Here is an 11360-nt window from a genome sequence, read left to right on the forward strand (position 1 = left end):
GAAAAAGTATCATTAATTAATAGGTTACAAAAGCCTTTTACCTTGGTGGCTTTTTTAAATAATCATCCTAAAAACTCTATAAGCATTTCCATCTGTAAATGCAAAAAAATTTTACCTCCGACAAAACATATTCTTGCTAAGCCCCTATCCCACCAACAGCCAACAAGCGGGCATGGGTCACACTCTATTTCGGTTATTCAATTGTTTACATGTTGTAATATGCTTTAGTCGTCTTTTTATTCATGCTCTGCCTTCGGGCATGACTGCATTGCGGGAGAGAATGTTATAGTTGCTCCATGCCCGACCTCTGCTTGATGACTTATGCGGCCAGACCACGTTAAAAACCGCGTGTAGGTTTCTTATAAATTACTCTACCTAAAATTAATCTTAATTTTGTCATGTACTCCGTCAGTAAAAAAGCAAATAAAAACCTGGAAAGAAATGATCACTTGGCAATAGTAATAGGCAAAGCGAGAGATTTTGCTTCAGTAACAGTCAATCGAAACAGAATATAAAGCAATTGGAAAGCATTCTGATTCCAGTGTGCATCTGGTCCGTAGGTATTAATTGCATAATATTGGCCATCCAAGTGGCCGATAGCTCAGTATTAGGAACAGGCTTATTTGACACGAGAATCTCCATAATATTAATAGGATTTTCATCTCTGAGAATAGGAGGAGTACGTGAGTCTTTTTCTACATGATACTCTGATTCTTCCCCAAGTGAGTGACCGAGAAAATTGAGAATCGCATGAAAGCTTCTTAACCGGAAAGAACCTCTAAGGGGCCATTCTCCCCCGACATAGCCTGAGCGGATATCAAAGATAACATCGTTATCTATCAAAGAATTTGCCAAACTATACAAATCTTCAACTTCTTTAACACGCAGTGTATCAGGATCATAGTTAGTTATAAGAATAGGTCCCGACACTTGCTTGCTAAGCGTATACGTACTCTCCTCCTGGTTGTAGCGGACAGTAAATTCTTTTTGCAAAGACTGAAACCCTTCTGCTGAAACAGCGCCTGCAGGAATAGTCCAGCTTCGCTCAAACGTCAGCGGCTCTGCATATAATTGCTTCTGATCCTGAATGGCTGAAAAATGGAGCGCTACACGACGAAACATCTCGTAGCCCTCTCGATCTGATGGGCTGTTATAATAAGTAATCTTTTGAGAATATCTTTGCTGCGGCAAGCGAACACGGTCCTCGTGCTCCTTGGCAAGCTGGATAGCAGGAAGATTTAGTAGCGTAACTTCCTGCGCCATCATCCGCAGCATCAGATCTACATCAAAATGCTGCCGAAGCAACAGCGTAAATTTGTGTTGACTGAACGGAGCAAGGAGTCGTTGAGTAAATTCTTCACCTGCAATTGGCTCAATACTGAAAGTAGGGTTTTCTGAAACACCACCACCAAATATCGGCACCAACATGCCACCCTGAGCGCCTGTTAGTGCTGGAGAAGCGCCCGCATTCGCACTGAAATTGAAAGTAGCCGCAATAGCCGAAACTCGGGTGAAATGAAGAGGCTGATGATGTCGAGCCCGGGCAATATTAACGAGTAGCTGCTTGGCATCCGCATTGACAACTGCTTCATCATATGCCATCACTGCGCGGTTGAGCGTAATAGGCGACAAACAAGCAGAAAGGGTAGAAATAAGTAAAATACACAATGACAAACGGCAAATAAGTTGTTCCATGATCGATGCGTACGGCTAGCGGTTCAAATTTTGCATTTTGCAAGCAACTCGGAAACAACGCAATCGAAGCAATGTATTGTATTGTTAGTATTCTTATGAAATCAGACGATAGGTCACCTCTAAAAATTTATATTTGCGAGCATCCGCTTCTCGGATTGTCTGCCTACCCGTTTCGTCACCATACTTCGTGGTTCACAAAAAATGCTTCCTTACCTATTAGTGATAAGCTGCGTCAACATTTTTTTTTGCTCGCCTTGTCTTGTTTAGAACTCTCAATTTTTAGAGACACCCTATATTTATTTTTTATCAAGCTAAAGTTAACTTTGATTTATTGGAAGAGCGGTGACTTAGTAGCAGCATTAATTTATATTAGGGTTTTCAATGCAATGAAAATAGGCTAGATTGATTGCACATTTTCAATATATTCATATTCTTGATAAGAATTTGAATTAGTATAAGTTTTACCAAATTTTCAATACTGCACATCGTAGGAGAAGCAATGAAAAAACTCGTAACACTACTTTTATCACTCACTGTATTATTCTTTTTAGTCTCTCAAACAGCAATGGCACAAAGCTATACCATGTATGGTGAAAAAATGGAGAAGAATTACCCAACCATGGCAGGTGAAAAACTGATGAATGGGCTTGTTAATACAGCGACCGGTTGGGTGGAGCTTCCCAAAACAGTCATCTTGACTAGCCAACGCGATGGCGCGCCTTATGGTTTAACAGTCGGGTTGCTCACCGGCCTTATCCACACAGTTGGCCGTACAGTACTGGGTGCATTGGACGCTGTTACATTTTTCATTCCTACCCCTCCAGTTGTTTCCCCACCCTATATCTGGCAAGATTTCCATAAAGAAACCACTTATGGATAAGTATTAAGCTGATTGAAAATTCAACAGATCGTTGAAATAAAGTAATGATTATGGCTATTTTTCACGATCTGTTAAATATGAAAAGAGTTACAAGACCAAATCGGAAATGTCTTCCTTTCATGAAAGCATTGATTAACTCTGCATAAACCTGATCGATTGTGAAGAACTTTGAGGGCTTCTAAAGAAGCCTATCACCTTCTTTATGCTTTATTTCTCAGGATCATACAATGCCGCTTGTTGTCCCCTTTGCACATCCACCCGCATTAAAATCACCAAACCAATAAGAAAATAACCACCCGTAATCAGCATAGCAAGACGATGATCACCACGTGACATCCAGCTAACCAGACCATAAGTGATCGGCCCAGGATAGAGGACAGCTTTACCGCCAATCCCCATAGCCCAAAGAATTCGGCCCGTCGAGAAGAAGGACTGAATACTCCAACCAATGCCCGCGCGGCAGATTGAGATGCACCTAAGCACAAACCAGCAATATTGGCGGCTAACCAGAACATGGCAGAGCTTTTAGCCATCCATGCCAATAAAATCATAATGATCCAACCAATGAGCGTAAGTGCGATAGTAGGAACATGACCTAATTTATCCTGCAAGTTACCAAAAATAAATGCCCCTATTGCAGCAGTAATATTCACTAGCAGGACCAATAAGATCGTGTCTGTAGTGTTAAATCCCATCGCTTGCTGGGCATAAATTGCTGCCAATGCAATCACTGCTTGAATGCCCGCTTGATAAAAAACAAGGCAGACAAGAAAGCGCACCAGATCTTGGTAATGGTGTACATGCTTGAGCGTATTGCCCAATCGTGCAAAAGCTCCCCGGATGATATGATCACTCGTTTGATGCAACTGCGGCAGCGCTCGTTCTTTCAAGTAAAGAAAAGTAGGAATACAAGCAATAGCGAAAATGAGTGCAGTTATGAGCATGGTCACTGGCACGAATTGATCGGCTTCTTGCCCTTTCCCTTGCGCCCATGTCACATACGCAAGGGAGCAACCCAAGGTGAATAAACCACCCATATAACCAAGACTCCATCCCCAGCCAGATACTTTCCCTAGCGCATCGCTTCGTGCTAACTCAGGCAAAAAAGCAGCTATCAAATTTTCACCACTCCCAAAGAAAAAGTTGGTGAGAATAATAAAGAGAATTGCTAACCACAAATCACCCGGTCCGACAAAATAAAGTAATGCAGTAAATAAGACACAACCGATAGTTGTCAGCAATAATAAGCGCTTCTTCATGGCGTAAATATCTGCATAAGCACCGAGCGCTGGTGCAGTTAGAATAATAAGGATATAAGAAACTGCTAATGATGCTGTCCATGCAAATGTACCCCAATCCTGATTATCAGCCACGACCGCTACAAAGTAGGCATTAAAAATGGCAGTAATAACGACAGTGGTATAGCCTGAATTGGCAAAATCGAACATTGCCCAGGACCAAACTTCGCGCCGACTTACACCCTCAGTAAAATATGGTAGTTCTTTCTTCGGATTCATGTTACAGCCAATATCATTATTTTCTGATTGAGAGCATATGGATTTTTTATAAGAATTTTGGCAAAGCTTGCTGCCAGAGTGAAAATTATTTAATAAAACGGCAGCTTCAGCCATACGTTATCACAATTTTCTATCACGAAGTTCGGTATCACCATGGCTCCGGATAGGTTTTAAAATGCAGAAATACCAATAGCTATAGAAACTATCTTCTTATTTCAATCCCAAATTAAAAAAGACACAATGGCGAGCCGTAGACAGTATAAATAATACGGCAAGGTGAAGCTGACAAAGTCAGTTTTGATTTAGAAATGGAATCAGTACTTCCATTACTATTGCTTTTCTTATACTGGATATTTCGTCAATTCCGGCCTGATGGCAAGCCAGTTAATGAGTAAATTTATATATCTGCGCAAGCTGATATTCACGGCAATAGGCATGAAGTGGAACCGGAAGATGTTGAGTAGGTTCTCACAATCTGGAAATACATATCTGAACATTACAGAGAGGAATGGAAAAATATATACCACATTCCCCGCTGCAACTGATTAGCTCAAATGAGAAAAGCCCTTAGGCCCATCCGATCTTTAGATCAGGTAAAACATCCACTTTCTGTAGCAATCTTCGATTAGCCGAACGTAGAATACCGAGTAAAGAGATTAATTGAGACAGGAACTCTTCTCCAGAAGTCAATCGATACCATTCGTCGCCATCAGGATCTTCTTCATCGAGAGTACGCCAGAATAGTTTGTCGAAACCCCTAAAAGAAACCGGGCGTCCTGCAAGCAGGTCATGCTTGATTTCATCAACCCAAGCATGACGCCTGCAGATCAAACCTTCAGCACCTTTGTAGACAACAACGGAGAGATAATCGTAAAGATCCATCGGTCCACAAATCTTGGCAAGTTCAGTAATTCGTTGACCCACCATGGCATCTCTAATTAGGGCACGCAAAGCTATTGTTGAGACTTCAAGACTAACGCCTGTTTGTAGGGAATGAATTTTGTCGAGATACATTTTCAGAAAACCAGAAAAACCAGAAAAAATAAACCATCACCAATTAATAATCCGATTTGAAATTTTCACTAAGGTTCATTTTCTGACTAAAAAATTTAGTCTAGAAAGAAAATTAATCTTATTAACACGCTGTTTAAAATGTATTCGAGGCAGCTGATGATAGACAAGAGTAGGAGAAAAAGCGGAGTTTGTATCTGATAAATAAATATTTTCAGTTTATTGTTAAAATGACAGCGACAACATAGAGTGTTTTTCAACAGCTTGTTAAATTATTTTAAGATATCGTTGCAAGTAATTGGAATGAAAAATTTCTTTTAGTCATCCCTAAGGTATCTCTATACCATATAGAGGAGATGAGTGAGGGCATAATTTAATATTAAAAATAGGGAAGCAACTATTTCAGAACGCTTGTTACTCATACCGTAAAAAATTCTCTGCGAGCGCTTCTTCACCATATCGAGCAATCAGCGTATCAATCTCTGCAAGCAGCGCGTCGTCTTCATCTTCATCCAACGCGCCATCACCGACTAAACTAGCGATCAAACCCGAGAAAATAGCTTCTTTTACAGCGCCAAGCGTTGGCGGAGCCCGCCGATTCTCATTATACATAACCGCTTCGATCACTCGAGAAAGCGGTTCGCTAGCAATATCTTGCACAAAGTCAATGGCTAAGGCTGTTTCACCAAATTCCTCAATCAGTGCATCTAACTCATCAAGTAATGATTCATTCACATCAAAATGATGCAGGTTCTCTGTCTCAGTAAATGCTGGAGGCAACAAACCTACGAGAAGAGCACGAACGCTAGCAAGTGTTATCGGTTGATCAGTGTCTGCCTCATTGAGCCGGCTTTCAATCAACGCAGACAAACCGGGACTAACACGGCTAGCAACATCAATAGGATTACGGATCATAATGTTTTCCTTTTAGTGATAGCAAATACTATAACAAGGTTAATCCATACACTATTCATCATACAAGGTAGCAACCTTTCAATAAGTTTATACCCCTCAATTTTTAATTCCATCACGGAAGAGAATTAGCTGACTATTTTTACAGACTACGCTATCAACTCTTAAATTAGATTAATAACCAAGGCATTTGCTGATATCTAAACTATTCTCATCAGAATCCTGATGATTCAATATGACGACTACATCCATACTCCCCCTTTCCTGAATCGATCGTTAGGAAGCTGATATTTCATTGCATGCTCTTTCATGCGCAGGTGAAGTTCCTTCCTAAGTTGTTCTTGCTTTTTTGAAGCTTCTGTTGGATGTGCATGATCGCGAGACGTTTGCCATCCCTGCTGCGTCATAAGTTGATTTTCAATAATCTGTTTCTCATTTTGTGCTTGAATATCTTCTATCGATTGCATGCGATCAAGCGATAATATAAATAATCCAATACTCAACGAGATTATACTTATCACAGTAGAAGGGATTAATATTTCCTGTTTCATAATCAACTCCTTGAATGGGTTAGTTGAAAATAGGACTCCAATCACACAACCTTTCAAAGGATGATAGTTTTTTGTTCATTACAGCACTATTAAGCATAATGAGGCAGATAATGGGTTAAAACTTATATTCGATATACGTGAATGTAAGTTTCATGTACCTCTCAGTCATTACTGCACAGTAATACTACGTCGCTTTGAAGATTCAGCTTTTGGCAAAGTAATTTCTAGAATCCCACTTTTCAAAGATGCAGTCGTTTTGGCAGTATCCACTTCTCCTGGCAATGCAACTGAACGAGAGAATGAAAAATTGGAAATTTCGCGTCTATGATAATCACCTTTCTCTTCTTTTACATCGCTAGCACATTGACCTTTGATCGTGAGCAAATTGCCGGTAAGAGAAATATTCAGGTCTTCCTTCTCTATACCAGGGATTTCAGCACGAACCAGAATTTCATTATCTCGATCGATCACATCCAGCTTCGGTGAATGTGAAGCTTCCAATTCAAACGGGTTATCCCATGCCGGGACCCCTCCCATCGCCATAATGACGGCCAGCCACGCCGAAAGAAGCGATCAAAAGCGCGTTCCATCTCAGTAAAAGAACGTTCTATATCAGTGGCTGGTCGCATAGCAGATACTTCACCTTTTGTTGCTTCTTTTTTTGCTGCTTCTTTATTTGTAGAGACTGGAATATTCTCTTTATTTTCTTCTGCCATCATGATTCTCCTATTCCGGGTTAAAAAATTCTGTTTTTTTTCAATGCAAGGTATGTTCTTGATAAACAGGGTAGATCATGATAATCATCCGGTGTGAACCACAATCTTTCATATCGCTGAAAAAAAGCTTTCCTGCGAAATGTACTCCACTCATACTCACCACTTCAAAATGGTGTCCTATGCGTGAAAGAAAACGTAGATAGGGATTAGCCTGTTCTCCTTTTAGCAAATCGATCTCTGCCAGCTTTGGCAATAATCTGGAAATATGTAGTTTTGGCAAATTCTTGGGCCATCCTCCCAATAAATCCGCGCCCGCCTTGTTGCAATCACGAATGATGCCGTCTTCAGAAAGTATCAAAACTACATACTCGCTTTCGTTAATCTCTGCCTTAGCAGTAAAATTATTTCTCAGTAGTGCCTTACTGGTAATACTCATTATTCACCTCCACTTCAGCAGTCAGCCAATCATCCAGTTCATGTCCGGGTTGGAATCCTCTTTCCTGTGCTTTGTAATAAGCTGCAATAGCGATACGAGAATTGCGGTTTTCCTGCATATGCTCGCCATTAGATTCGTTACCTGTAACCGTTACTTTTTTCCTGGTATTCTTGGTAAGTGGTTTAGTAGGTTCCATCTTTGCCTCCTTGTTTAATCAATAAATTAATTGAGCAAAAAATTTATATAATCTTTCGTGACGGTATAAAAACCGTAATCATCAATTTATCGAAAAACAGAAGATGATTAAATACGTATAAACACGTAGATCATTCAGCAGAACGGCTTTTTCCCGATTTTCTTTGATTCTGCGCAATAAACTGCCCATCATTAAATAAATTGTAAATAAGGAAGCCAAAGCCAGGCTATTTGGTCGAGAAGACCGGAATAGGGTGGATAAGATGATTCGACAGAATATGGATAGGCATCAGACCGACTTGAACTAGAAGATAAATTGTTCATCAACCATGAAACTATCCATCAATACTTTTATGCAGACAAACTGGCAGGGGTGATGAGTGGCAACCTGCAACCTATCGCTGCCTGAAGCCGCGACGCAAGCGCTATGCAAGCGGGCAAGACCGACGCGGCACAAATTTGCAATCGAGTCATCACCGATGTGCAGAGCACGCGTATAGGTGATGGAAAAAGCAATACCATGAGCGGTAAGCACCCTTAGCGGGTGGTACTGTCGCCTCGGCAAGGCGGAAATGGCGCTGCGGAAGAAGCTTTCCCTATCAATTCAAATTCATAGCATCTTTGCGCCTAACCATCCATGACCGGTGATTTGGTAGGGTAGCATAGTGGTGGTTGCGTATGGAATTTACCGGACTTGGTTTCAGGGAAAGGTTAACCAAAAATCCTCGAGATTCACTTGCCAGAACAGCGTAGCAAGCTAAGATTGCGGATGTGTTTGTGTTGCTGTTCAGGCGGTGCAAGGAATGGAGGGAGAATATCTAGAATAACGTGAGTTCGACATAAGAAAAGCTGTAAAAGAAACCTGAATTCCTTATGATGAAATGGTTTTGCAAAAGAATTTCATCATGAGAGGAGTCAGATTTCCATGGATACTACAACGATTTTTTGTGAGAGTGACGAATTTTGTAAAGAGTTTGAGCCGCAATGGGAGCAGCACTTATTAGAGTCATCGCTGAAACAGCGTCGGCGGCAAGGAGCGCTGTGTCTAAGCGAAATCATGACCATCATGGTCGGGTTTCATCTATCCGGGTACCGGACGTTTAAACACTATTACCTGAATTACGTGTTGAGGTATCAGCGCGATTATTTTCCAGGGTTGGTGAGTTACCACCGCTTTGTGGAGCTGTTGCAAGGTAGCCTGGTGCCTTTGTGCTGTTTTCTGACCAGTCGCTTTGGGCAATGTAGTGGGATCAGTTTCATTGATTCGACTAAGATTAGTGTGTGCCATAATCGCCGTATTGGGTCTCATCAAGTAATGGCAGGGTTTGCTGCCCGGGGAAAGGCCAGCATGGGTTGGTTTTATGGATTCAAGCTGCACCTGGTCATTAATGACCAGGGAGAATTGCCAGGGGTAAAAATAACGGCGGGCAATGTGGATGACCGTGACCCGGTACCAGAGGTGACGCGCTCCTTGTTTGGCAAACTCTTCGGTGACCGGGGCTACATTTCGCAATCACTCTTTGAGCAACTCCGCGAGCAAGGCGTGCAGCTCATCACCAAAGTACGCAAGAACATGAAAAACAAGCTGTTGCCGTTGTTTGACAAGCTGCTGCTACGTAAACGTTCGATCATTGAGAGCGTCAATGACCCATTGAAGAATATCTCGCAAATCGAGCACTCCCGCCATCGCAGCCCAGTTAACTTTTTTGTTAATCTGATAGCCGGATTGGTGGCTTACACCTTTCGCGAGAAGAAACCCTCACTTAATATCAGGCTCCCTCAAGCTCTTCCAGTCGTGATTTGATGATTCTTATGTCGAACTCACGTTAGAATATCTAATTCCATTTCTAAATCAAAACTGACTTTGTCGGCTTCACCTTGCCGTATGATGGATACTGTCTGCGCCTCGCCTTCCTGTCATTTTTGATGTGGAAATAGAATAAGGAAACATTTTATGGACAACGAAGTATTGTGATGAAATGGGGGTAAGCAGGTAATTTGTGAAGTGGATGCTCGCAAATATGAATTTTTAGAGGTACCCATAAAATAGAGCCAAAGCAGAATCAAGCAGCATAAATCTCTACCAAACCAAAATACATGAGGACTTAGCTGCCGTAACTTCATCAGAACAGTATCAGTAAGCATCAGCGTTCGAGGCATAAGATAGTGTACAAATAACACTCACCCCTACTCACTCCGGCAAGTGATGCTTACCAGCACTCACCCGCTTGGCTTGTGGAGTTTCGGCTCCTAGCTCCTCGATGAACTTGACTTCATCCCCTTCCTGCAAGAGCTCAAAGCTTGGATCAATGACATTATCGCGATGAAAATAACGTTCCACGCTATCCTGTCCTCTAATAAAACCATAACCTTCTTCATAAAAGATACGCGCAACGTGTCCAATCTGATCAGCAGCGTGTGCTTTGGTTTTAAGCTGCATTCGACGTGCATGATCCTCAAGCTGACGCTTGGCAGCGTCGAAAGCCTCGCGCAAGGCGACATAGGGATCTTCGTGATGATCGCGGTTAACCACAATATCGTTGCCGGGCACACCGATATTGATGCGGACATTGAACTCTTTCCCTTGATGATGATGCTTATGCGGCATTTCAACTACTACATGGCAGGAAACAATGCGATCAAAAAAGTTTTCGAGCTTTTCCACTTTGTCGCGAATATGCGCTTCTAGTGCATCGGAAGAAGATATATCGCGTATGGTAATTTGTAGTGGGCTTTGCATAATTATTGTTCTCCTTCCATAGTTGATCTTTAATTACTAGCGGCGAATACCCGCTTCCTTTTGCTGCTCGTGTGCCATGAGCTTTACGAGTGCATCGAGTTCCTCAGACAGTAACCCTAATAAGTCATCGAGCGTAACAATACCGATCAGCATATTATTATCATCTACTACTGGCAAACGACGTACCCCCTTGACACGCATATATTGAATTGATTCAAATACACCCGTATTTTCCTTTACGCTAGCAAAATCAGAGACCATAATATCACCAACAGTGATAACATTTGTATCGAGTTCTGGTGCAATAACTTCCATGACCAAATCGCGGTCAGTCACTATACCGACCGGCACGCGCTTTCCTTCTCCCTCGTCATCGACCACCAGCACATCTCCAACATGGTGCTGGCGCATCAGCTTAGCTGCCTGTAATACAGTATCATCACGTTGAGCAACGACGACTTCACGTTTACAAATTTCACCTATAGGCATTCTATTCACCTCTTGTCTATAATTAAGAAACCTCTGCATAACTGTGTTTCTAGAGGGTTTCGCTGTATGTGTAACTCATAAAATCAATGACTTAAAAAAACCAAATTCCCCAAAAAGGTCAGTTATGCGGAGACTGATTAATTTTCTAATTAGATTGAAGCAATATATGCTGCTTATTTAGCGTGTGGAAGCAACGGATCTTCAGTGTCAGCAGGAAT

The 11360-nt window shown here is 41.7% G+C and carries 15 protein-coding genes; 2 read left to right on the forward strand and 13 right to left on the reverse strand.

What is annotated here, in order from left to right:
• Nucleotides 1-495: 495 nt before the first annotated feature.
• Nucleotides 496-1695: a hypothetical protein gene (locus tag AAW31_RS00005; RefSeq protein ID WP_309567374.1), complete on the reverse strand. Its 1200-nt coding sequence runs from the start codon at nt 1693-1695 to the stop codon at nt 496-498.
• Nucleotides 1696-2194: 499 nt separating this feature from the next.
• Here AAW31_RS00005 and AAW31_RS00015 point away from each other — a divergent pair, with 499 nt between their 5' ends.
• On the forward strand, nt 2195-2575 hold the full coding sequence (locus tag AAW31_RS00015) for an exosortase system-associated protein, TIGR04073 family (RefSeq protein ID WP_046848674.1): 381 nt from the start codon (nt 2195-2197) through the stop codon (nt 2573-2575).
• 207 nt (nt 2576-2782) lie between these two features.
• Here the strand turns inward: AAW31_RS00015 and AAW31_RS23225 are convergent, their stop codons facing one another.
• The 10 genes from AAW31_RS23225 to AAW31_RS00060 form a co-directional block, all read right to left on the reverse strand.
• Nucleotides 2783-2911: a hypothetical protein gene (locus AAW31_RS23225; RefSeq protein ID WP_309567375.1), complete on the reverse strand. Its 129-nt coding sequence runs from the start codon at nt 2909-2911 to the stop codon at nt 2783-2785.
• Entirely contained in the window at nt 2878-4092 is a 1215-nt protein-coding gene (locus AAW31_RS00020) for an MFS transporter (RefSeq protein ID WP_309567376.1), read from the reverse strand. The genes AAW31_RS23225 and AAW31_RS00020 overlap by 34 nt, the downstream gene beginning before the upstream one ends.
• 567 nt (nt 4093-4659) lie before the next feature.
• Nucleotides 4660-5019, reverse strand: coding sequence for a hypothetical protein (locus AAW31_RS00025; RefSeq protein ID WP_235264425.1), 360 nt, complete (start codon nt 5017-5019; stop codon nt 4660-4662).
• 498 nt (nt 5020-5517) lie between these two features.
• Nucleotides 5518-6018, reverse strand: a complete 501-nt coding sequence (locus AAW31_RS00030; RefSeq protein ID WP_046848676.1) for a hypothetical protein — start codon at nt 6016-6018, stop codon at nt 5518-5520.
• Between the two features lie 239 nt (nt 6019-6257).
• Complete coding sequence (locus tag AAW31_RS00035; protein WP_046848677.1) at nt 6258-6566, reverse strand: hypothetical protein; 309 nt, start codon at nt 6564-6566, stop codon at nt 6258-6260.
• A gap of 168 nt (nt 6567-6734) precedes the next feature.
• On the reverse strand, nt 6735-7067 hold the full coding sequence (locus tag AAW31_RS19325; RefSeq protein ID WP_158441287.1) for an Hsp20/alpha crystallin family protein: 333 nt from the start codon (nt 7065-7067) through the stop codon (nt 6735-6737).
• Nucleotides 7034-7285, reverse strand: coding sequence for a hypothetical protein (locus tag AAW31_RS20995; RefSeq protein WP_158441289.1), 252 nt, complete (start codon nt 7283-7285; stop codon nt 7034-7036). The genes AAW31_RS19325 and AAW31_RS20995 overlap by 34 nt, the downstream gene beginning before the upstream one ends.
• A gap of 37 nt (nt 7286-7322) precedes the next feature.
• Nucleotides 7323-7718 (reverse strand): hypothetical protein, encoded by a 396-nt coding sequence (locus AAW31_RS00050; RefSeq protein ID WP_046848679.1) that lies wholly within the window; start codon nt 7716-7718, stop codon nt 7323-7325.
• Entirely contained in the window at nt 7702-7914 is a 213-nt protein-coding gene (locus AAW31_RS00055) for a DUF2934 domain-containing protein (RefSeq protein ID WP_046848680.1), read from the reverse strand. Before AAW31_RS00055 ends, AAW31_RS00050 begins: the two co-directional genes overlap by 17 nt.
• A gap of 303 nt (nt 7915-8217) precedes the next feature.
• Nucleotides 8218-8448, reverse strand: a complete 231-nt coding sequence (locus AAW31_RS00060) for a hypothetical protein (RefSeq protein ID WP_046848681.1) — start codon at nt 8446-8448, stop codon at nt 8218-8220.
• A gap of 390 nt (nt 8449-8838) precedes the next feature.
• Here AAW31_RS00060 and AAW31_RS00065 point away from each other — a divergent pair, with 390 nt between their 5' ends.
• Entirely contained in the window at nt 8839-9717 is an 879-nt protein-coding gene (locus tag AAW31_RS00065) for an IS982 family transposase (protein WP_046848682.1), read from the forward strand.
• Between the two features lie 387 nt (nt 9718-10104).
• Here the strand turns inward: AAW31_RS00065 and hpf are convergent, their stop codons facing one another.
• Both hpf and AAW31_RS00075 read right to left on the reverse strand, forming a co-directional pair.
• A complete protein-coding gene (gene hpf / locus AAW31_RS00070; RefSeq protein WP_046848683.1) occupies nt 10105-10653 on the reverse strand; it encodes a ribosome hibernation-promoting factor, HPF/YfiA family in 549 nt (182 codons plus the stop codon).
• Nucleotides 10654-10689: 36 nt separating this feature from the next.
• Nucleotides 10690-11142: a CBS domain-containing protein gene (locus tag AAW31_RS00075; protein ID WP_046848684.1), complete on the reverse strand. Its 453-nt coding sequence runs from the start codon at nt 11140-11142 to the stop codon at nt 10690-10692.
• Between the last annotated feature and the right edge of the window lie 218 nt (nt 11143-11360).

The organism is Nitrosomonas communis, assembly GCF_001007935.1.
Taxonomy (GTDB): Bacteria; Pseudomonadota; Gammaproteobacteria; order Burkholderiales; family Nitrosomonadaceae; genus Nitrosomonas; species Nitrosomonas communis.

What these genes read in the sequence shown, in the direction of transcription:
- AAW31_RS00005 (WP_309567374.1), bottom strand. Translation starts at nt 1,695, where the DNA reads ATGGAACAACTTATTTGCCGTTTGTCATTGTGTATTTTACTTATTTCT.
- AAW31_RS00015 (WP_046848674.1), top strand. Translation starts at nt 2,195, where the DNA reads ATGAAAAAACTCGTAACACTACTTTTATCACTCACTGTATTATTCTTT.
- AAW31_RS23225 (WP_309567375.1), bottom strand. Translation starts at nt 2,911, where the DNA reads ATGTCACGTGGTGATCATCGTCTTGCTATGCTGATTACGGGTGGTTAT.
- AAW31_RS00020 (WP_309567376.1), bottom strand. Translation starts at nt 4,092, where the DNA reads ATGAATCCGAAGAAAGAACTACCATATTTTACTGAGGGTGTAAGTCGG.
- AAW31_RS00025 (WP_235264425.1), bottom strand. Translation starts at nt 5,019, where the DNA reads ATGGTGGGTCAACGAATTACTGAACTTGCCAAGATTTGTGGACCGATG.
- AAW31_RS00030 (WP_046848676.1), bottom strand. Translation starts at nt 6,018, where the DNA reads ATGATCCGTAATCCTATTGATGTTGCTAGCCGTGTTAGTCCCGGTTTG.
- AAW31_RS00035 (WP_046848677.1), bottom strand. Translation starts at nt 6,566, where the DNA reads ATGAAACAGGAAATATTAATCCCTTCTACTGTGATAAGTATAATCTCG.
- AAW31_RS20995 (WP_158441289.1), bottom strand. Translation starts at nt 7,285, where the DNA reads ATGATGGCAGAAGAAAATAAAGAGAATATTCCAGTCTCTACAAATAAA.
- AAW31_RS00050 (WP_046848679.1), bottom strand. Translation starts at nt 7,718, where the DNA reads ATGAGTATTACCAGTAAGGCACTACTGAGAAATAATTTTACTGCTAAG.
- AAW31_RS00055 (WP_046848680.1), bottom strand. Translation starts at nt 7,914, where the DNA reads ATGGAACCTACTAAACCACTTACCAAGAATACCAGGAAAAAAGTAACG.
- AAW31_RS00065 (WP_046848682.1), top strand. Translation starts at nt 8,839, where the DNA reads ATGGATACTACAACGATTTTTTGTGAGAGTGACGAATTTTGTAAAGAG.
- hpf (WP_046848683.1), bottom strand. Translation starts at nt 10,653, where the DNA reads ATGCAAAGCCCACTACAAATTACCATACGCGATATATCTTCTTCCGAT.
- AAW31_RS00075 (WP_046848684.1), bottom strand. Translation starts at nt 11,142, where the DNA reads ATGCCTATAGGTGAAATTTGTAAACGTGAAGTCGTCGTTGCTCAACGT.